The sequence below is a fragment of the Rhodobacter sp. 4.3.4 genome (genome assembly GCF_058724655.1).
In genome coordinates this window covers 99838-119085 of record NZ_JBZXDU010000002.1, presented here as the reverse complement: position 1 = coordinate 119085, position 19248 = coordinate 99838, and the positions used below count along the sequence as shown (strand labels likewise).

Here is a 19248-nt window from a genome sequence, read left to right as displayed (position 1 = left end):
GGGCGGATGAACCTGCGCAACACCTTCAATCTGGGCGTCAAGGAATTGCGCGGGCTCTGGCGCGATCCGGTGATGCTGGTGCTGATCGTCTATTCCTTTTCGCTCTCGATCTGGACCTCTGCGAACGTCTCGCCCGAGGCGCTGACGAATGCCGCGATCTCGATCGTGGATGAGGATCAGTCGCATCTCTCCGCCCGCATCACCTCGGCCTTTTATCCGCCCTATTTTGTCGAGCCGCAGATGACCACGACGGCCGAGATGGATCGGCGGATGGATCAGGGGCTGGATACTTTTGCGCTGAACATCCCACCGGATTTCGCGCGCGATGTGCTGGCCGGAAAAAACCCGGCGATCCAGCTGAATATCGACGCGACAAGGATGAGCCAGGCCTTCACCGGCGGCGGCTATATCCAGCAGATCGTGTCCTCCGAGGTTTCGGAATATGTGGCGGGCTACCGGGCCGAGACCGCGCTGCCGGTCGATCTGGCGCTCCGCGCGCGGTATAATCCCTCGCTGGATCCGAAGTGGTTCGGCGCGATTTCCGCCGTGATCCGGTCGATCACCATGCTGTCGCTGGTGCTGACCGGCGCGGCGCTGATCCGCGAAAAGGAACATGGCACGGTCGAGCACCTGCTGGTCATGCCCGTCACCACGACCGAGATCATGTTTTCCAAGATCTGGTCGATGGGGCTGGTGGTGCTGCTGGGGTCGATCTTTTCGCTAAGTGTTGTGGTGCAGGCGCTGATGGCGGTTCCGGTGCAGGGCTCGGTCGTGCTGTTTCTTGCGGGCGCGGTGCTGATGGTTTTCGCCATGACGGGGCTTGGAATTTTCCTTGCTACCATCGCCGGGTCGATGCCGCAATTCGCGCTTTTGCTGATGATGGCGCTTTTGCCGCTGCAGGTGCTGTCAGGCGCGATGACGCCGCGGGAATCCATGCCAGAGATCATCCAGACCATCATGCTTGCAGCCCCCAACACGCATTTCATCATCCTCTCGCAGGGCATCTTGTTCCGAGGTGCCGGGCTTGACGTGGTCTGGCCCCAGTTCGCGGCGCTGGCGGCGATCGGGGTGGCGCTGTTCTGGCTGGCACTGATACGATTCAAGAAATTCCTGCGGTAAGGCATATGTTGGGCCGCCTGCTTCTGATCCTGACGCTTGCGCTTGCAGGCTGCGCTGCGCGTCCGGGGCCGGAAGTTCTGGCCCCCGATGCCGGTGCCCTGCCCGAGGGCGCCCGCCTTGTCCGGGTGCTGACCATGACCACCCGCGCGCCCGAGGCAAATCTGCCGGGGGCCTTTGGCGACTCTCGCTCCATCCGGCCAAGCTGGCTGGAATACGAGGTCTCGGTGCCGCCTGGCCATCGGCCGGGAAAGATTGAATGGCCGGATCGCAATGGCAGCAGCGCCGACCGGAATTTCGTGATGCGCAGCCGGCAGACGCTTAGCCGTGACGCCTTTGCAAAGCGTCTCTCGCGCGAGGGGGTCGGGCTTTATGTCCACGGCTTCAACACCCGCTTTCATGAGGCCTTGTTCCGCACCGCGCAGCTTTCGGTCGATGCGCATATCGAGGAAAAGCCTGTCCTTTTTACATGGCCCTCGGCAGGCTATCCGGGCGCCTATCTGGCTGATCGTGACGCGTCTGACTTTTCCCGCGCGGCGCTTGCCGATCTGCTGCGGCTTTTGACAAAGGGTCGGTCCGCTTCCGACGCGGTGCCGGTGCTGGCTCACAGCATGGGCGCGCGGCTGACGATGGAGACGCTGGTGCAACTGCGTCTTGCCGGGCGGGACGATGTGCTGGACCGGATCGAGGTCATCCTTGCCGCCCCGGATATTGATATCGATCTTTTCCGCGCCCAGATGGTCAGCCTTGGGCCGATGAAGCATCCCATCACGGTGCTCGTCTCCTCGGACGATCTGGCGCTGAAACTGTCGTCGCAGCTTTCGGTACGTCGGATACGGCTTGGGCTTGTCGATGTGCGTGATCCGGCGGTCCAGCGCCTGGCGGTCGCGACCGGAATACGGATCGTGGATATTACCGATATTCCGACCGATGATCCCGCCCACAGCCGCTATGTCGGCCTGCTTTCCGGCGAGGCCGGGGCTGTGGTTGAAAACACCCTTTTCGGTGAGGTACGCTTGGCTGGGGCCATTGTCTTCAATCAGGTCGGTGGTGTCTTCACTGGCATCGGTGATGTGCTGGCGGATTGAGGCCGCGGCCTTGGCCCGGCGTTGGTGCCAGCGGCATTGGCCGGGTCATGGCCTCGACGTCGCGCCGTTTTGCCGGTAATCGTCCATGATGATCAGGGCAGGGACAGGGGATTCCGTGTCCGCCGCCGGACGCCGATGCTTTGCCTGTTCAGTCCGGGGGCGGCTGTTTCGGCGGTTTGACGGCGCTTTACGACATGTCGTCGGCATCGGGCCTTGGGCGCAATGCCTATGTTCAAGAAAAATCTTGAACTCTTTGATTTCGATCAACACTCGTTGATAGTTCTGTGCTAACTTCCGCCGGTAAATTGGAGACGCGACATGGCCCTTACTCCCAAATCAGATGGCTCGGGTGCAACCGGCGATGAAAGCCTTGGCATCGAGGCTTTTCAGGCCGTTGACCGCATACGAGAGGCGCTCTCGGGACAGCTCAGCGGCGGGGTCTCGCCCGGCTCGCTGATGATGGCCTATGTCGACTGGGCCTTTCATCTGGCGCAGGCACCGGGCAAGCAGATGGAACTGGGCGTCAAGGCGGGCCGCAAATGGCAGCGTCTCATGGCGCATCTGATGGCCTCGGCGATGGATCCGCAGGCCGCGCCGGTCATCACGCCCTTGCCGGGCGACCGCCGTTTCGCCGGTGAAGCCTGGGCGAAACCGCCCTTCAGCTGGATGTCGCAGGCTTTCCTGCTGCAGCAGCAATGGCTGCATAACGTCACCCATGAGGTTCCGGGCGTGACGAAGCACCACGAGGATGTGGTGTCTTTTGCCGCGAAACAGATCCTTGATGTCTGTGCGCCTTCGAACAACCCTTTTACCAATCCCGAGGTTGTGGCACGGACCTGGGCTACCGGAGGCATGAACCTTGTGAAGGGCTGGCAGAACTGGCTGCAGGACGTCGTCCGCCAGATCCGGCAGGAGCCGCCAGAGGGTGTCGAGGCCTTTACACCGGGTCGCGATGTGGCGGTGACGCCGGGCAAGGTAATCTTCCGCAACCACCTGATCGAACTGATCCAGTATACGCCCACGACAGAAACCGTGCACCCCGAGCCGGTGCTGATCGTTCCGGCCTGGATCATGAAATACTATATCCTCGACCTCAGCCCGGAGAATTCCCTGATCCGCTGGCTGGTGGCGCAGGGCCACACGGTTTTCGCCATTTCCTGGCGCAATCCGGGTGCAGAGGATCGTGATCTGACGCTGGAGGATTATCGCCGGCTGGGCGTGATGGCCGCGTTGGATGAGATCACCCGTCTAATGCCCGATCAGAAAATCCACGCCACCGGCTATTGTCTGGGTGGCACTTTGCTGTCGATCGCGGCGGCTGCCATGGCGGGGAAGGGGGACGCGCGTCTCGCCTCGCTGACGCAGCTTGCCGCGCAGGTCGATTTCGCCGAACCGGGCGAGCTTGCGTTGTTCATCGACCCAAGCCAGCTGCATCTTCTTGAAAGCATGATGTGGAACCGCGGCTATCTCTCTGCCGATCAGATGGCGGGGGCGTTTCAGCTTTTGCGCTCGAATGACCTCATCTGGTCCCGGATGGTGCGCGATTACATGATGGGCGAGCGGACGGCGATGAATGATCTCATGGCCTGGAATGCCGACAGCACCCGGATGCCCTATCGGATGCATGCCGAATATCTGCGCAGGCTTTATCTGAATAATGAGCTTTCTTCGGGACGCTTCACCGCCGGGGGCAAGACAGTTCTGTTGCAGAACATCCGGGTGCCGATCTTTGCCGTCGGGACCGAGCGCGATCATGTCGCACCCTGGAAGTCGGTCTACAAAATCCACCAGTTCACCGATTGCGAGGTGACTTTCGCGCTGACGTCGGGCGGGCATAATGCGGGGATCGTCTCTCCTCCCGGTCACCCGCGCCGCCGCTACCGGCTGGCGACCCGCGCCCATGACGACGCGCTTTTGCCGCCCGAGACCTGGGTCGAGGCCAATCCTGCAACCGAGGGTTCGTGGTGGACGCCCTGGCAGGCCTGGCTTGCCGCGCGTTCGGGTGCCCCCGCCGCGCCGCCCGCAATGGGCAACGCGCTGGCAGATGCGCCCGGCACATATGTTTTCCAGAGGTGACAAGATGACCGGCACTCTGACCAACTATCTGTTTCACCAGATGAAAATCGGCGACCGCGCCAGTCTTGTCCGCCACGTCGGTCCCAAGGATATTGAATTGTTCGCCGCTGTTTCCGGCGACGCCAACCCCGCGCATCTGGATGCCGGTTTCGCCGCCCATGGGCCGTTTGGCCATGTCGTGGTGCACGGCATGTGGACTGCGGCGCTGATTTCGGCGGTGCTGGGCACCCGCCTGCCGGGGCCGGGGACGATCTATCTCGACCAGCAGATCCGCTTTAACAAGCCGGTTTCGCCAGGCGATACCATCACCGCCGAAGTTGAAGTGGCCGAGCTGATCGAGGGCAAGAACCGTGTCCGCCTGACGACCACCGCCCGCAATCAGCGGGGCGAGGTGGTGCTTTCGGGCGAGGCGCTGGTGCTGGCCCCGGTCGAGCAGGTGACCTGGGTGCCGGGTGACCTTCCCGAGGCGGTGGTCTTGCCGAAGGGGCGCTGGCAGGGCTTTGTCGAAGAGGCCCGCGCATTGCCCCCGGTGCGGGCGGCGGTGGTGCATCCCTGTTCGAAATCCGCGATCCTTGGCGCGATCGAGGTGCGCGACGAAGGCCTGCTTGACCCGATCCTGATCGGTCCCGGCGCAAAGATTCGCGCGGCGGCCGCCGAGGCCGGGGTCTCGCTTGACGGCTTCCGGATCGAGGAGACAGAGCACAGCCATGCAGCGGCGGCGCGGGCGGTGGAACTGGCGGCCTGTGGCAAGGTCCAGGTGCTGGTCAAGGGCAGCCTGCATTCCGATGAACTGCTTGCGGCGGTGGTTTCGAAAAGCGGCGGCCTGCGCACCGAACGCCGGATCAGCCATGTCTATGCGATGGATGTGCCCGCCTATCGCAAGCCGGTGATCGTCACCGATGCCGCGATCAATATCGCACCGACATTAGAGCATAAGCGCGACATCTGCCAGAATGCCGTCGATCTGATGCGGCTTCTGGGGCGCGATCAGCCGAAGGTCGCGGTGCTGGCGGCGGTCGAGACGGTGAACGCGACGATGCCCGCCACGCTGGATGCCGCCGCGCTGACGGTGATGGCGGCTCGAGGCCAGATCACGGGCGCGCTGGTTGACGGGCCGCTGGCCTTCGACAATGCGATCAGCCCCGAGGCGGTGGCGACGAAGGGCATCGTCTCGCAGGTGGCGGGCGAGGCCGATATTCTTCTGGTGCCGGATCTCGAGGCCGGGAACATGCTTGCCAAACAGCTGATCTATTTCGCGGGCGCCACGGCCGCGGGGCTGGTTCTGGGCGCACGGGTGCCAATCGTTCTGACAAGCCGGGCGGATCCTTTATCGGCCCGCATCGCCTCGGCTGCGCTGGCCAAGCTGGTCGCGGTCCGCAAAGCGGAGGGGAAGGCGTGACCCGCGATCTGATCCTGACATTCAACACCGGATCCTCGACTATCAAGCTGGGGTTTTACGCACTGGAGGCCGCCGCGCCGCGCCCGCTGGCCTCGGGCGTGATCGATTTCCGCGATGAGCCTTTCGAAGTGCGCCTGACGCGCGAGGGCAAGACCTTTTCAGGCCCGATCACAGCGGATCCCGGCGATCTGACAGCCGTGCTGAACCAGGCTTTTGCCTGGCTGGCCGGGCATTTCAATCTTTCGCGCCTTGCGGTGATCGGCCATCGGGTTGTGCATGGCGGCGATGTCTTCACAGGACCAGCCCGGATCACCGATCAGGTGATCGCGCAGATCGACGCGCTGGCGCGGCTTGCGCCGCTGCATCAGCCGCAAAGCCTTGCGCTGATCCGGGCGATGCGGGGGCTTTACCCCGATGTGCCACAGACAGCCTCTTTCGACACGGCGTTTCATGCCACCAACCCGCCCCTGATCCGCCGCTTTGCCCTGCCGCGCGCGCTTTATGATCAGGGGATCAAGCGCTATGGCTTTCATGGTCTCTCCTACCGCTATATCGCCGGGCAACTGGGCGATCTGGCCACCGATGCAAAGGTGGTCGCCGCACATCTGGGCAGCGGCGCAAGCCTTTGTGCGATCCGGGGCGGCAAGAGCATCGACAGCTCGATGGGGTTTTCGACGCTGGACGGCATCCCGATGGCGACGCGTTCGGGTGCGCTGGACCCCGGCGTGATCCTGCATCTGATGGGCGAAATGGGGCAAAGCCTGAAACAGGTCGAGACCATGCTCTATCGTGAAAGCGGCCTTCTGGGCGTGTCGGGTTTCGAGGCTGACAGCCGCGAGCTGATGGCCAGCACGCGCCCAGAGGCTGCCGAGGCGATCGACCTCTTTTGCCTGCGCATCGCGGGCGAGGTGGCACGGTTGGCGACCAGCATGGGCGGGATCGATGCGCTGGTCTTCACGGCAGGAATCGGCGAGCATCAGCCCGGTATCCGCGCCCGTGTCGCCGCGCGGCTGGCCTGGCTTGGGGCAGAGCTTGACCCCGATGCCAATGAAGCAGGGTCGCGCAGGATCAGCACCGCCGCCAGCCGGGTGCAGCTTCTTGTCATTCCGACCGATGAGGAAAGCATCATCGCCCAGGAGGCCGTCAGCGAAGAGGCAGCGACATGATTGATCTGAAAGGCAAACGCGGCCTCGTGGTTGGCGTGGCGAATGAGGCCAGCATCGCCGCCGGTTGCGCCAGGGCCTTTCGCGCGGCGGGGGCAGAGCTGGCGCTGACCTTTCTTAATGAAAAGGCCCGGCCATGGGTCGAACCCGTGGCGCAGGAAGTGGGTGCGCCGCTGTTCCTTCCTTGCGATGTGCGTGAACCCGGCCAGTTGGAAGGGCTCTGTTGCACAAATCCCTTTTGGGATTCATCTCATGAATTCAGCGTGGTAGCTGGAATCCATGAGCAGACCCACACCTCCAACCTACAAGACCAGGAACTGGCCATCCTACAATGAAGCGCTCAAGCGCCGCGGATCGCTGACGATCTGGTTCGATCCCGAGATGAGCTGGGAGGCCGCACCAACTGGCAGGCGTGGCCGCCAGCAGAGCTACAGCGACGCCGCCATACAGACGTGCCTCTCGATGAAGGTGCTGTTCGGCATGGCGCTCCGGCAGACGACCGGGTTCGTCGAGAGCTTGTTGCAGCTGGTTCGCGTAACAGGCCCGAGCGTGCATATTTGATCGTTTGATGGGACAAAAGGCGTACAAACTATGCGCCTGAACGCTGCAGGTACATGACGACGTTTTCGGCGGGTGTCGCGTAGCCCTTAATTGGGCTCTGCCTCAATCTGTGTGGCGGAGGGGCAGCATTCTTGCCCTCAACAGTTCTGGCCCGGCTCGGCCGTACATGGCGCGTTTGAGGGTCTTCAGACGATTAATCTGACCTTCTGCTTGGCCGTTGCTCCAGGGCATCTCGATAGCGTTTTTTACCGCATCGAAATCCCGGTTCAATGTGCGTGCGAAGTGCACGATGGGCGCCAGGTCGGTTTCGATCGCGTCGTCGATCCATGCAGGGAGCGGGTCTGCCTCGCGGCCACGCAGGATACCGTTGAACCGCATGACGAGGCAGCGCATCGTTGCGAAGGCGGGAGAGCCAGCCTTGAGCGCGTCGACTTTCCGCGCCTGATCCGGGGTGAGTTTTCCGCGGGGTTTGATACACAGCGCTGCCGCGATGACCGGGGAGATCGCGTGCCCCGTTTCCGGGTCCCGGACCGGTTCCAGGATCTGGTGCTCCAAGGCAGGGCCCTTCGCTTGCTTTTCGGCTCTGCGCCACCCCGCCAGCAGCCGCTGCAAATGCGTCGGGCTCCCCTCGTAGCCACGCTCTCGGATCAGACGGAACAGGGCGCTTCCAGTTCGAATTCCGCCCTTCCAGCTTTGGCTCAGGAACTCTTCAAAGTACCACGGCGAAGTCGGCTTCAAAGCTGCCCGCCTGCGGTCCGGCGGCGTCTCGAACTGCAGCCATTTCGCGATGCTGCGACGAGGGAACCCTGTTCGCCGCCCAATCTCGCTGCAGGTAAGCCCCTGATTTCGAAGCGCATGGATGGTGGTGAAAATCTCTTCCCGAGACGTCCTGTGCGCAAGGCGGGACTTCAGAAGGCTTCCCTCTGCGGTGATATTGTCGGCGTCGGACAGCAGCGCCCTGCCGGTCGCACGGCCGTGAAGGTTCATCTGCTCCTCGATAGCCTGCCGCAGGTTCTGCACGATATGAAACCGGTCGGCGACCTGTTCCGCTTGCGGCGCGCCTTGCCGGGCAGCCTGGGCGTAGAGACCGCAGCGATCTCTGCTGATCACTTCCACCTCGGGATGTCGTTTCAGCCAGTCGGTGCAGGTGACCACATCACGATCTTCGAGAACATCGATGACCGCGCGACGCTCCAGATCGACAATGATCGTGCCGTAGGTCTGCGACTTCCGCCAGCTCCAGTCGTCGATCCCGATGACGGTCGGCGGCTCGGCAGTGTCTTGAGCACGGTTCTTCAGCTGCCTAAGCACCGTGTCATCACTGACCCCAAGGCCCAAGCGGTGCAAGAGCCGCTCGGCAGGCCGCCCGCCGGTCGCGTGCCCAAGATGGCTGACAATTTCCCCGACACGCGAAGTGCGCCGCGCAAAAGGACGCGCAATCGAGCCGATCTGGTCCGAGAAAGTCCGGCGCGGGCAGGCGGGTGCCAAACATCGCCAACGGCAAACCCAGAGGGTTACCGTAACCCCGTCACCATGGGCGGGATAATCCTGCAGCCGCCTACGCCGCCAGCCGTGACGACGTCGCGATTGCAATCCACAGTCTGGGCAGATGCCGTTTGGTGTCAGACTGCCGGATACAGTCCACCCGCCGGAATCGCGCCGCTCAACGCTTTGAACGGAAACATCGCTCCCGGGCGACCAGTGCTTCCTTGAAATCATCACTATCCCTCCTGAATCTTCCCGTTCTCAGGATAGTGCGCCACACAGATTGAGGCAGAGCCTATTTAATGGCAAAGCAGCCCCATTGATTTCGTTGACTTTCGTATGCCGCATCTCAGGGCTACGCGACAGCAGGCCAGGTCAGTGACTATACCGGAGCCGCCGCCCTGCTGGGCAGTCTGCCTGATGCCGAGTGGATGATCGCGGACCGGGGTTATGACGCCGACTGGTTCCGAGATGCGTTGAAAGACAAGGGGATACGCCCCTGCATCCCCGGTCGGAAGTCACGCGGCAAAGCTGTCCGCTACGACAAGCGGCGCTATCGCCGCCGCAACCGCATCGAGATCATGTTCGGTCGGCTGAAAGACTGGCGCAGGGTCGCAACCCGCTATGACAGATCCGCCAAGACCTTCCTATCCGCCGTCGCCCTCGCCGCAACAGTCATGTTCTGGCTGTGAAGATCAATGAGTCTGGAGCCTAGGCAATGTTGACAAATGGCAACGTCTGAAGCTGAAGCAGGCGATGTCGATTAAGCCGAAGAAATTATTACGGTTCTGTCGCATCCGGATCATAGGCAGCGCATGACAGCTCTCGATGTCTTCTTGGGCTTTATCAGTGGCATAGCCGATGTTGCGACCAAAACGGGATGTATCGTCAGGTTATCGGTGCGGGCCTGCTGCATGTCTTTAGCCGTTGCAGGCAGAATGATCGCCTCTGGCATCTCTCATACGCGACATGCGTTTGCCCACGAACGCAGGCTACCATCCTTGTCAGTGTCGACAAGGATGGTAGCTGAGTTACTGGCGTGGGGCACCATCAGCTCACAGGCCTAAATGCGACAGCAACCAGAAAGACATGTCAGACCTTGTCCAATTGGGTGGCTGAGCGTCACCGCAGTTCACGGCCTCAGCAGCACTTTGCCCTTCTTGCCCGGCGCAAGGGAGGCCTTGACGGCATCGGTGATTTGCTCAAACGCAAACACCGCCTCGACCGGCAGGTCCAGTTCGCCTGTGGCGACAAGGCGTAGCAGCTCGCCGATCAGACGGATTTTCGTGTCGGTCGGCATGGCCTCGCTGACCTTGGAGCCCCAAAATCCCTTCACCACAGCCTGCTTGAAGATCAGGTCGCCCGAGGCGATCTGCATCGGTTCCCCGTTCATCGTGCCGAAGGACACCAGCAGCCCGTTTTCACCAAGAAGCGACAGCAGGTCTTTGCTGGCCGTGCCGCCGATGGAATCCACCGCCGCGCGAATGGATGCACCGCCGGTGATCGCCCGCACGCGGTCCTGCCAGCCCTCGGTCGCTGTTGAGACAGCATTGCCGATTCCAACTGCGGAAAGTTCGTCGACCCCGGCATCGCGGCGCACAAGGTTGACGACATGCACACCGCGCGCCGTGGCCAACCTTGCCAGAATCTTGCCAACCGCGCCATTTGCGGTGTTCTGGATCACCCAGTCCCCGCTTTTGACGTCAAGAAATTCCAGCAACGAGATTGCGCTGAACGGCATGGCGATAAGCTGCGCAGCCGCTTCGTCTGAAATGGCGTCCGGGACAGGAACCAGTGCGGTGGCAGGTGCCACAAAATACTCCGCCCAAGCGCCATGAACGCCCGCGACCGCGACCCGCTGCCCAACTGTCACGCCCGTCACATCCGCGCCCAGGGCGTCGATGGTGCCGACCGCTTCCGAGCCGCCGATGGCAGGCAGCTCGGGCTTGTAGCCATAGCTGCCACGCACCGTCCAGAGGTCGTGATTGTGGATCGGCGACAGGATGGTCCTGATGCGTACCTGACCGGGACCGGGCTGCGGGATGGCGCTGTCCGACACGATCAGGACGTCGGCCGGTTCGCCAAACGTGGTGTGAATGTTGCCGCGCATGATGTTTCATTACACAGTGGTGACGTGCAGGCGCACATCGATGTTATTACGTGTCGCATTGGAATAGGGGCAGACCTGATGCGTCGCCTCGACCAGGTCGCGCGCCGTGGCCTCATCCAGACCGGAGAGTTTAACATGGATGTCGATGTCCAGCTTGAACCCGCCATCCGGCAGTTGGCCGATACCGACTTCGGCTGATGTTTTGCTGCCGCTCAGTGCCAGTTTTCGAACCTGGGCGACATGGTGCAATGCGCTGTCAAAACAGGCAGCATACCCCATGGCGAAGAGCTGTTCCGGGTTCGCGCCCGGCTTGCCGGAGTTCGGCGCCGTCAGGTCGAGCGCAAGGCTGCCGTCATCCAGCGCCGTGTGGCCCGAGCGGCCACCGATGGCCGTGGCGCGTGTTTTGTAGAAAATCTTCATTATGCCGTTCCTTTCGTCTGCAAAGTAGGATCTGCCGGACAAGCCAGAAGCTGTTTCGTGGCGACCATGGCCCGCTGCATCGGCATGTGGCTACGGGTCAGCTTGGCAAGCAGCGCGGCACCAAGCCACATCTGGTAAAGAACCTGCGCCAAAGCCTCTGGTTCCGGTCCAGGTGGAAGCGAACCATCGTCCCGCGCCTCGACGATCAGAGTGGTGATGCGATGCAACACTCGTTCGATGCCATCGCTGAGGGCCATCCGCATGGCTTCAGACAGGTCGGCAACCTCGGCCGACAGCTTGACGGCAAGGCAGTCTTCCGCCCATCCGCGCCCTGCGGTCTCTCCCGCATCTGGATCGAGCCACGCTTGCCAGTAGCGTAGCAGCCGCTGACGTCCATTTTCGGCTTCAATGGCAAGCAACTGGTCAAGCCGGTCGCCGTACTCTGTAACGTAGTCGTCCAAAAGCGCGCAACCGAACGCCTCCTTGGACGCGAAGTAGTGATAGAACGAGCCTTTTGGCACACCAGACCCCTTCAGGATTTCCTGAAGACCGAGTGCGGAAAAGCCCTTGCTCAGGACAAGCCTGTAGCCGGTGTCGAGAAGATTCTGCCGTGTGGCTTCAGCTTTGGATGTCAGTGTCATACAAGGGATATAGGCGTTAATAGACCAGTCGTCTAGTTTCCCTTAATCTTTTTTCAGGCCAGTGTTGAGCGAATTGGCAGCAGGCTGATCGGCTTGCAGTTACCCATAAGTGGTGCGGCGAATTGATTCACCCACCCACTTGGCCTTGCCTGAGCACAAGCGATCATGATTCGTCATGTGGCACCGAATAATCGAGGTGCAGGCATGGGGCAGAGTTGGGTGGAAACGGAAACGTCAGGATGCGATCTGGGCGATGCCCGGTTGAACCGGCGCCTGGGAGCAATGCGTGAGGCTCTCGGGGACCGCCCTGGCAAATCTCTGCCCACGGCGTTTCAGGACTGGTCGAACACTAAGGCCGCCTACCGCTTCTTCTCCAACGGAAATGTCAGTGAAGACAAGATCCTTGAGGGCCATTTTGCCGCCTCTGCCCTGCGTATCAAGGCAACCGACGGTCCTGTCCTGATCCTGCAGGACACCACAGAATTTTCGTTCAAACGCGCCTCGCCGGAGAAGATCGGGTTTACGAAAGTGTCGACCGGCCGCAAGCTCAAGGAAGGCCGCTACCAGAAGCACGCGATCTGTGGGCTCCTGATGCATGCAAGTCTGGCGATCACACCAGATGGCTTGCCGCTCGGGCTGACAGCGGCCAAGTTCTGGTCGCGTTCAAAATTTAAGGGGGCCGCAGCGCTCAAACGCAAGATCAACCCGACCCGCGTCCTGAATAGCCCCATGTTTCGTGGACGCCTTCTTTGCTAACTGTGAGGCAAGGAGGCCATGATGGGCACAGGCAACTTCAGCGACGATTTCAAGCGTGATGCGGTCGCGCAGATCACCGAACGGGGCTACCCGATCAAAGAGGTGTCGGAACGGTTGGGGGTGAGTTTGCACTCGCTCTATGCCTGGAAGCGCAAGTTTGCGAAGGCGACCTCGGGCGATGCCGATAAAGATGCTGAGATCCGGCGGCTGAAGCGGGAACTGGCGCGGGTGTCCGAGGAGCGTGACATCCTAAAAAAGGCCACCGCGTATTTCGCCAGGGATGCAAAGTGAGATACGCGTTCGTGGCCGAGCATCGGGGGCAGTTTTCGGTGCGGGCCATGTGCCGGTGCCTGCGCATCCAACCGAGCGGGTTCTATGCTTGGCTACAGGCACCGCTGAGCAAGAGGGCATACGAAGACAAGCGCCAGACAGAATTGCTGCAGAAAGCTTGGGCTGAGAGCGGCAAGGTCTATGGTTACCGCAAGCTGCACGATGATCTGGTCGAACAGGGCGAAAACATCTGTCCGAACCGGGTCGCCCGATTGACCCAGATTGCAGGGATCAAGGCACAGATCGGCTACAAGCGCCGCCCCGGCAGCTATGGCGGCAAGCCCTCGGTCATCGTCGACAACACCCTTGATCGGCAGTTCGATGTCGAGACGGCGGACAGGGTTTGGGTGACCGACATTACCTACATCCGGACGCAAGAGGGCTTCGCCTATCTGGCGGTGGTCATCGACCTCTATTCCCGGCGTGTGATCGGCTGGTCAATGCAAAGCAGGCAAACGACAGATCTCGTCTTGCAGGCCTTGCTCATGGCGGTCTGGCGTCGCAAGCCAAAGAGAAAGGTGCTGATCCACTCCGATAGGGCAGCCAGTTCACAAGCATGGACTGGACGGCCTTCCTGCGTAGCCACAATCTTGAGCATTCGATGAGCCGCCGCGGGAATTGCCATGACAACGCTGTCGCCGAGAGCTTCTTCAACCTGCTCAAGCGCGAACGGATCAGGCGCAGAACCTACCGGACACGCGAAGAGGCAAGGCAGGATGTGTTCGATTACATCGAAATGTTCTACAATCCCAAGCGCAAGCATGCGAGGAACGGGATGCTGTCGCCTGCGGAGTTCGAACGGCGGCAGGTGATGAAACACGAAAGTGTCTAGAAAACCCGGGGCTATTCATTGTCCCCGGCGCGGGCCGGGCGTAGTCTGGCCCTCAGTCGAATGTCAGGGACCGAACCGATGAAACCTGCCCAAGCGCCCCGCCGATCCCTTCTGCCGCTGCTGGTCCTGGCCGTTCTGGCCGGGCTGGTCATCGGTGCCGTCTGGTGGGCGACGCGCCCCGGCCCCCTGCTGATCCAGGGCGAGGTCGCGGCCCCGCGGGTCGATGTCTCGGCCCGCACCTCGGGCCGGGTCACGCGGATCGAGGCCGATCTGGGCCAGCGGGTCGAGGGCGGCCAGCTGCTGGCCGAACTGTCGAACCCGCAGCTGGTCACCGCCCATGCCGCCGCAGCATCAGGGCTGGAGGTCGCCCGCGCCTCGGAGGCCGCGGCCGGCGCCACCCGCCCCGAGGTGATCCGCGCCCGCGAGGCCGAGCTGGCCGCGGCCCAGGCCGATCTGCGCCTGGCCGAGGAGCAGCTGGGCCGCGACACGGGCCTGTCGCAGCAGGGCCTGCGCCCGCAGGCGGCGCTGGACCAGTCGACGCGCAACCTCGACGCCGCCGCAGGCCGGGTCGAGGCCGCCGAGGCGCAGCTGGACCTGGCCCGGGCCGGGGCCTCGCCCGAGGAACGCGAGGTCGCCGCGGCCCAGGTCGCCCAGGCCGAGGCCGCGCTGGCCCAACGCCAGGCCGATCTGGACGAATTGCGGATCTTCGCGCCCATGTCGGGCGAGATCTCTGGCCGCACGATCGAGCTGGGCGAGAATGTCGGCCCGGGCGCGCCGCTGTTCACCATCGTCGATCTGGACCAGGCCTGGTTCACCTTCAACCTGCGCGAGGACCTGCTGGCGGGGCTGGCGATGGGCGACCGGCTGACCATCCGCATCCCCGCGCTGGACACGGAGACCGAGGCCGAGATCACCCTGATCAACGTGCAGGGCCAGTTCGCCAGCTGGCGCGCCACCCGCGCGACGGGCGATTTCGACCTGCGCAGCTTTGAGCTGCGGGCCCGCCCCGTCGCGCCGCTGGAGGGCCTGCGCCCCGGCATGTCCGCGCTGATCCAGCTGGACCGCTAGGGCCATGCTGGCCGTCATGGCGCGCGAGATCCGCCTGCTGCCGCGCCGCCCGGCGCTGGCGGGGCTGGTGATCGTGCTGCCGCTGATCATGCTGCTGGTCCTGGGCGGCATCTTTCGCGCAGGCATTCCCACGGGCATGGCGGTGGCGGTGATCGACCTGGACCGGTCGGACCTGTCGCGGGCGGTCACGCGGATGCTGGACGCGGCGCCCGAACTGACCGTGACCCATCGCGCATCAGACCTGTCCGAGGCGCGGTCGCTGATCGTGTCCGGTGCGGTGCGCGGCGCGGTGCTGATGCCCCAGAACCTGGAACGCGACATCACCCGGGGCGCGCGCCCCGAGATCGTCACCTTCTACGACAACCAGCACATGAGCGCCGGATCGCTGGTCGCCCGCGGCGCCCGCAATGCCATCGACACGGCGCTGGCGGGCCTGCGCCTGTCGGTGCGCCAGGGTCAGGGAGAGGCGCCCGTGCAGGCCATGGTCGCGCTGCAGCCCATCCCGATGCAGGCCCATGCGCTGTTCAACCCGGCCTTTGATTATGTGCATTTCCTGCTGGCCGCGCTGATCCCCACGGTCCTGCAGATCATCGCCGCCGCCGCGACCGCCTATGCCGTGTCGCTGGATTTCGGCCCGGGGCGGCATCCGCGCGTGCTGATGCGGATGGCGGGCGGCATCCTGCCCGCGATGCTGGGCAAGATCCTGCCCTATACGGTCGTCTTCCTGCTGCTCCTGGGCCTGTCGGATGTGGCGCTGTATGGCTGGCTGGCGGTGCCGCTGCGCGGGTCGCTGTGGCTGATGGCCCTGGGCGCGGTGCTGTTCGTGCTGGCGTCGCAGATGATCGGGGCGCTGGCCTTTGTGCTGACCCGCGACATGGGCCGGGCGGCCAGCATGATCGCGCTGATCACCGCGCCGGCCTTCGGATTCATGGGCCTGGGTTTCCAGCGTGAGGCGATGTCGACCCTGGCCCAGGCCTGGGGCGCGGCCATTCCCGGCACCTGGTATGTGCAGCTGCGCATCGACCAGTCGCTGCGCGCGACGCCCCTGGACATATCCGCCATGTCGGTCCTGTGGCTGGCGGTGATCGCGGGCGTTCTGGCGGCGCTGATCCTGGCGCAGCTGTCGCGCCTGGCCCGTCAGGAGGCCGCGCCATGAGCGCGCTTGCCACCGCCTTTCGGGCGGAACTGGCCGCCGTGCTGGGCGACAAACAGGTGCGGATGATCGTGCTGCTGGCGCTGATCCTTTATGCGGTGATCTATCCGCTGCCCTATCGGGCCGAACTGCTGCGTGACGTGCCGGTGGTGCTGGTCGATCAGGACGGCTCGACCGCATCGGCCGATCTGGCGCGGCGAGTGGACGCGTCGGAGGCGGTCGCCCTGACCCACCACGCCCCCGACATGGCCGAGGCCACGCGGCTGGTCCATGAACGCCGCGCCTATGGCGTCATGCTGATCCCCGACGGGTTCGAACGCGCCCTGCTGCGCGGCGATCAGAGCCCCGTCGCGCTTTATGCCGATGCCAGCTATTTCCTGATGTATCAGCGCGTGATGCAGGGCGCCGCCGTCCCCCTGCGCCAGATGGGCGCCGAGGTCGAGGCCGGGCGCCTGATCGCCCAAGGCACGCCCCGCGCCGTGGCCACCGCCCAGGTCAGCCCCGCGAACCAGATCGAGGTGCCGCTGTTCAACCCCGCGGCGGGCTACGCGACCTATGTGCTGCCCGCGGCCTTCGTGCTGATCCTGCAGCAGACGATGATGATGGGGCTGGCCTTGGCTGCGACCCGGCGCGGGCCGCTGCCCGGCCATCCGGTCTGGCGGCTGCTGGGCCGGGCGGGGGCGTGGCTGGCCATCTGGGCGGGGCTGCTGCCGGTCTATCTGATCGTGCTGCCGGTGCTCTATGGCCTGCCGATCCTGGGCGGGCCGGGGGCGCTGATGATGCTGGGCCTGCCCTTCCTGCTGGCGGCCGGGTTTCTGGCGCAGCTGGTCGCGGCGCTGTTCCGGCGGGGCGAGGTCGTGCAGGTCGTGCTGCTGGCGCTCGGGATGCCGTTCTTCTTCCTGTCGGGCTTCGCTTGGCCGGTCGAGGCGATCCCGGCCCATCTCAACGCGCTGGCGCAGCTGATCCCGTCGACGGCGGCCATCGACGGGCTGGTGCGGGTCACGCAGATGGGCGCGACCCTGCCCGAGATCGCGCCCATCCTGTGGCATCTGTGGGCCTTGGTCGCGGGGCTGGGCCTCGTGGTGCTGGCGGTCGAGACGGTCAGCCCGTCACGGCCAGCAGCGCCAGATAGAGGACCGACGGCCCCATCAGACAGCCCAGCCCGGTGAAGAAGGTCGCCGTCATCGCGCCATAGGGCACCAGCCGCTTGTCGGTCGCGGCCAGCCCCCCGGCCACGCCGCTGGTCGTGCCCATCAGCCCGCCATAGGCCATGGCCGATTTCGGGTTGTTCAGCCCGATCAGCGGCGCGACCAGCGGCGTGCCGATCATCACCAGCACCGCCTTCAGCAGCCCCGCAGCGACCGACAGGGCGATGACCTCGGAACTGGCGCCCAAGGCGGTGCCGGTCACCGGACCCACGATATAGGTCGCCGCACCCCCGCCGATCGTCGCCATGCTGACCGCATCGGTATAGCCGAAGGCCGCCGCGATCGCCGCGCCCACCGCGAAGGACACCACGATCCCCAAGGCCAGCGCGCTGACCCCCGCCGCGCCGGCCTTGCGGATCTCGCGCATGTCGACGCCGTAAGCGGTCGAGACGATGGCCAGGTCGCGCAGCATCGCGCCCCCCATCAGCCCGATCCCGGTGAACAGCGGCACATCCGCCAGCCCGCGGCTGCCCCCGGTCATCATGCCGCCGATCCAGGCCAGGATCAGACCGATGATGATGGCCACTGCCGATCCGTGCAGCCGACCCGCCGTCAGCCGGTCGGACAGCTGATAGGACAAGCCGCGTACGATGCGCGCATTGCCGCTGTGATCCGGCAGTTCGGTTGCCCGAGATTCACTGCGACTCTCGCAGTCCACGGGCGTGCAGTCCTGGCAGGCGAAATTTCGCGGTGACGAGGGATCGGGTGCCGCAACTCTGGCCAGAACGTATTCAGTCAGGGCAGTTCTAGGGTCAAAGCAGGTCAGCGAATTGCTCCAGGTCGGCAACAGTAGCGACCAGCCCTTGCTGCGTCAGGATCGCGAGATACTCGTCTACGCTTTTGGGAGGATTCTTGAGGCGCGCGCGAACTTTCCGCAGCGCAGAACAGACTAGACCGGGTGCGAGAGACAGTTGGTTCCGGAAGAAGTCGTCGGGGTGCTGGGTCTCGATACCGAAAGGCGCAAGTGCCTCTGTTGGGAAGTCCTTAAGGTTCTGAGTTACGATGGCGTCACAGCGCCCAACGATTGCCGCCGCCAGAACGTGCCGGTCGTCAGGGTCCGGCAGTGTCAGGGCCGGCACCAATGCCTCGTAGCCGGTGATCAGACAGTCGCGTGTGGCCCTGTCCATCAAATCGCGGGTTCGCTCCAGCGCGGCGCGGTCCCGATGAGGTTCATTGCGCAGAAGCGCATCAATCCATTCCCGATGGATGTCGGCCGTCCACTTGGCCTTGAAAAGGTCTGTGACCGCCAACTGCATCAGTGCATCGCGCATCGGCGCGGGATAAAGGACGTTCGCATCGAACAGGACCGTGTACTGGCTCATTTCGAGCGGTAGCCCATGTCCTGCTCTTGAGCGTCGGCGGCCAGTTGATCGAGCACAGCTTCACGCTCGGTATCGATCGCGGCCTTGTAGGACATCACGTCTTCCATACGGACGCGGCGATGCTTGCCGACCTTTCGATGCGGTATGGCACCATCCTCGAGCAGCTTGATCAGGAACGGACGCGAGACGTTCAGAACCTCAGCGGCCTGTACGGTCGAGAGTTCGGCGTTCTCGGGGATGATGGTGACACCCCGCCCCGCTGCCATCGCTTCGAGGATCTCCATAAGCAGCGATACGGCGCCCGCAGGAAGCTCGATCGGCTCCATCTGCTCGGAGTCCGTCACACGAAGCTTCAACGGCGCGCGCGCCTGGGCGAAGCGTGACAATGCCTGGCCAGAAACGCGCGCGATCGCTGAGTCCTGCGGCGTGGGTGGAAGATGTCGGTGTGCCAGCATGTTCATGGTGGTCTCCTCTCCGGTTTCTGTTCTCTACCACCATATATGAAATAAGTGCAACAAAT

16 protein-coding genes and 4 pseudogenes are annotated in these 19248 nt (G+C 63.6%); 13 read left to right on the top strand and 7 right to left on the bottom strand.

Annotated features, from left to right (window positions below; translation table 11 throughout):
* Positions 1–6 precede the first annotated feature (6 nt).
* From AC4PTB_RS17965 to AC4PTB_RS17935, 7 genes and pseudogenes are all read left to right on the top strand, one after another.
* The gene (locus AC4PTB_RS17965) at positions 7–1119 is read left to right on the top strand and encodes an ABC transporter permease (protein ID WP_068767091.1); all 1113 of its coding nucleotides are present in this window, start codon (positions 7–9) and stop codon (positions 1117–1119) included.
* Positions 1120–1127: 8 nt separating this feature from the next.
* Positions 1128–2204, top strand: coding sequence for an alpha/beta hydrolase (locus AC4PTB_RS17960; RefSeq protein WP_492192662.1), 1077 nt, complete (start codon positions 1128–1130; stop codon positions 2202–2204).
* Between the two features lie 318 nt (positions 2205–2522).
* A complete protein-coding gene (locus AC4PTB_RS17955) occupies positions 2523–4280 on the top strand; it encodes a PHA/PHB synthase family protein (RefSeq protein WP_136904915.1) in 1758 nt (585 codons plus the stop codon).
* A 4-nt stretch (positions 4281–4284) separates the two neighbouring features.
* Entirely contained in the window at positions 4285–5679 is a 1395-nt protein-coding gene (locus AC4PTB_RS17950; RefSeq protein ID WP_089258481.1) for a bifunctional enoyl-CoA hydratase/phosphate acetyltransferase, read from the top strand.
* On the top strand, positions 5676–6845 hold the full coding sequence (locus AC4PTB_RS17945) for an acetate/propionate family kinase (protein WP_035745643.1): 1170 nt from the start codon (positions 5676–5678) through the stop codon (positions 6843–6845). The genes AC4PTB_RS17950 and AC4PTB_RS17945 overlap by 4 nt, the downstream gene beginning before the upstream one ends.
* Positions 6842–7063: pseudogene (locus AC4PTB_RS17940) on the top strand (SDR family oxidoreductase); the annotation flags it as partial. The gene AC4PTB_RS17945 and the pseudogene AC4PTB_RS17940, both read left to right, overlap by 4 nt.
* Before the next feature lie 58 nt (positions 7064–7121).
* Positions 7122–7373: pseudogene (locus tag AC4PTB_RS17935) on the top strand (IS5/IS1182 family transposase); the annotation flags it as partial.
* A 132-nt stretch (positions 7374–7505) separates the two neighbouring features.
* On the opposite strand, the gene AC4PTB_RS17930 reads toward AC4PTB_RS17935, so the two are convergent.
* Complete coding sequence (locus AC4PTB_RS17930; RefSeq protein WP_492192661.1) at positions 7506–9122, bottom strand: ISL3 family transposase; 1617 nt, start codon at positions 9120–9122, stop codon at positions 7506–7508.
* Positions 9123–9244: 122 nt separating this feature from the next.
* Between AC4PTB_RS17930 and AC4PTB_RS17925 the strand changes: the two are divergent.
* A pseudogene (locus AC4PTB_RS17925) lies at positions 9245–9580 on the top strand (IS5 family transposase); the annotation flags it as partial.
* A 440-nt stretch (positions 9581–10020) separates the two neighbouring features.
* On the opposite strand, the gene AC4PTB_RS17920 reads toward AC4PTB_RS17925, so the two are convergent.
* The 3 genes from AC4PTB_RS17920 to AC4PTB_RS17910 are packed head-to-tail and all read right to left on the bottom strand — an operon-like array spanning position 10021 to position 12059.
* Entirely contained in the window at positions 10021–10998 is a 978-nt protein-coding gene (locus tag AC4PTB_RS17920; protein WP_036721204.1) for a zinc-binding dehydrogenase, read from the bottom strand.
* A 9-nt stretch (positions 10999–11007) separates the two neighbouring features.
* The gene (locus AC4PTB_RS17915) at positions 11008–11418 is read right to left on the bottom strand and encodes an organic hydroperoxide resistance protein (RefSeq protein WP_036721207.1); all 411 of its coding nucleotides are present in this window, start codon (positions 11416–11418) and stop codon (positions 11008–11010) included.
* Positions 11418–12059: a TetR/AcrR family transcriptional regulator gene (locus AC4PTB_RS17910; RefSeq protein ID WP_136906900.1), complete on the bottom strand. Its 642-nt coding sequence runs from the start codon at positions 12057–12059 to the stop codon at positions 11418–11420. The genes AC4PTB_RS17915 and AC4PTB_RS17910 overlap by 1 nt, the downstream gene beginning before the upstream one ends.
* Before the next feature lie 165 nt (positions 12060–12224).
* Between AC4PTB_RS17910 and AC4PTB_RS17905 the strand changes: the two genes are divergently transcribed.
* The 5 genes and pseudogenes from AC4PTB_RS17905 (at position 12225) to AC4PTB_RS17885 (ending at position 17367) form a co-directional block, all read left to right on the top strand.
* On the top strand, positions 12225–12815 hold the full coding sequence (locus tag AC4PTB_RS17905) for an IS4/Tn5 family transposase DNA-binding protein (RefSeq protein WP_249306459.1): 591 nt from the start codon (positions 12225–12227) through the stop codon (positions 12813–12815).
* Positions 12816–12836: 21 nt separating this feature from the next.
* A pseudogene (locus tag AC4PTB_RS17900) lies at positions 12837–13977 on the top strand (IS3 family transposase).
* Positions 13978–14055: 78 nt separating this feature from the next.
* Positions 14056–15045 carry an HlyD family secretion protein gene (locus tag AC4PTB_RS17895; RefSeq protein ID WP_131389224.1) on the top strand — a complete coding sequence of 330 codons (990 nt, stop codon included), beginning with the start codon at positions 14056–14058 and terminating at the stop codon, positions 15043–15045.
* Positions 15046–15049: 4 nt separating this feature from the next.
* Positions 15050–16201 (top strand): ABC transporter permease, encoded by a 1152-nt coding sequence (locus tag AC4PTB_RS17890; protein WP_136906898.1) that lies wholly within the window; start codon positions 15050–15052, stop codon positions 16199–16201.
* Positions 16198–17367: an ABC transporter permease gene (locus tag AC4PTB_RS17885; RefSeq protein ID WP_136906896.1), complete on the top strand. Its 1170-nt coding sequence runs from the start codon at positions 16198–16200 to the stop codon at positions 17365–17367. The genes AC4PTB_RS17890 and AC4PTB_RS17885 overlap by 4 nt, the downstream gene beginning before the upstream one ends.
* Here AC4PTB_RS17885 and madM read toward each other — a convergent pair.
* The 3 genes from madM to AC4PTB_RS17870 all read right to left on the bottom strand — a co-directional run bounded on the left by madM (position 17300) and on the right by AC4PTB_RS17870 (position 19189).
* Entirely contained in the window at positions 17300–17986 is a 687-nt protein-coding gene (gene madM, locus AC4PTB_RS17880; protein WP_249306457.1) for a malonate transporter subunit MadM, read from the bottom strand. The two genes, AC4PTB_RS17885 and madM, sit on opposite strands and share 68 nt — an antisense overlap.
* A gap of 172 nt (positions 17987–18158) precedes the next feature.
* Positions 18159–18728: a PIN domain-containing protein gene (locus tag AC4PTB_RS17875; RefSeq protein WP_136906894.1), complete on the bottom strand. Its 570-nt coding sequence runs from the start codon at positions 18726–18728 to the stop codon at positions 18159–18161.
* Positions 18725–19189 (bottom strand): excisionase family DNA-binding protein, encoded by a 465-nt coding sequence (locus AC4PTB_RS17870; protein ID WP_136906892.1) that lies wholly within the window; start codon positions 19187–19189, stop codon positions 18725–18727. The genes AC4PTB_RS17875 and AC4PTB_RS17870 overlap by 4 nt, the downstream gene beginning before the upstream one ends.
* Positions 19190–19248: the final 59 nt, after the last annotated feature.

Bases quoted from the DNA above. Each gene is read 5' to 3' on its own strand.
- AC4PTB_RS17910 (WP_136906900.1), bottom strand. From the start codon at position 12,059: ATGACACTGACATCCAAAGCTGAAGCCACACGGCAGAATCTTCTCGAC.
- AC4PTB_RS17965 (WP_068767091.1), top strand. From the start codon at position 7: ATGAACCTGCGCAACACCTTCAATCTGGGCGTCAAGGAATTGCGCGGG.
- AC4PTB_RS17950 (WP_089258481.1), top strand. From the start codon at position 4,285: ATGACCGGCACTCTGACCAACTATCTGTTTCACCAGATGAAAATCGGC.
- AC4PTB_RS17915 (WP_036721207.1), bottom strand. From the start codon at position 11,418: ATGAAGATTTTCTACAAAACACGCGCCACGGCCATCGGTGGCCGCTCG.
- AC4PTB_RS17920 (WP_036721204.1), bottom strand. From the start codon at position 10,998: ATGCGCGGCAACATTCACACCACGTTTGGCGAACCGGCCGACGTCCTG.
- AC4PTB_RS17895 (WP_131389224.1), top strand. From the start codon at position 14,056: ATGAAACCTGCCCAAGCGCCCCGCCGATCCCTTCTGCCGCTGCTGGTC.
- AC4PTB_RS17955 (WP_136904915.1), top strand. From the start codon at position 2,523: ATGGCCCTTACTCCCAAATCAGATGGCTCGGGTGCAACCGGCGATGAA.
- AC4PTB_RS17905 (WP_249306459.1), top strand. From the start codon at position 12,225: ATGATTCGTCATGTGGCACCGAATAATCGAGGTGCAGGCATGGGGCAG.
- AC4PTB_RS17875 (WP_136906894.1), bottom strand. From the start codon at position 18,728: ATGAGCCAGTACACGGTCCTGTTCGATGCGAACGTCCTTTATCCCGCG.
- AC4PTB_RS17870 (WP_136906892.1), bottom strand. From the start codon at position 19,189: ATGAACATGCTGGCACACCGACATCTTCCACCCACGCCGCAGGACTCA.
- AC4PTB_RS17890 (WP_136906898.1), top strand. From the start codon at position 15,050: ATGCTGGCCGTCATGGCGCGCGAGATCCGCCTGCTGCCGCGCCGCCCG.
- AC4PTB_RS17885 (WP_136906896.1), top strand. From the start codon at position 16,198: ATGAGCGCGCTTGCCACCGCCTTTCGGGCGGAACTGGCCGCCGTGCTG.
- AC4PTB_RS17930 (WP_492192661.1), bottom strand. From the start codon at position 9,122: ATGATTTCAAGGAAGCACTGGTCGCCCGGGAGCGATGTTTCCGTTCAA.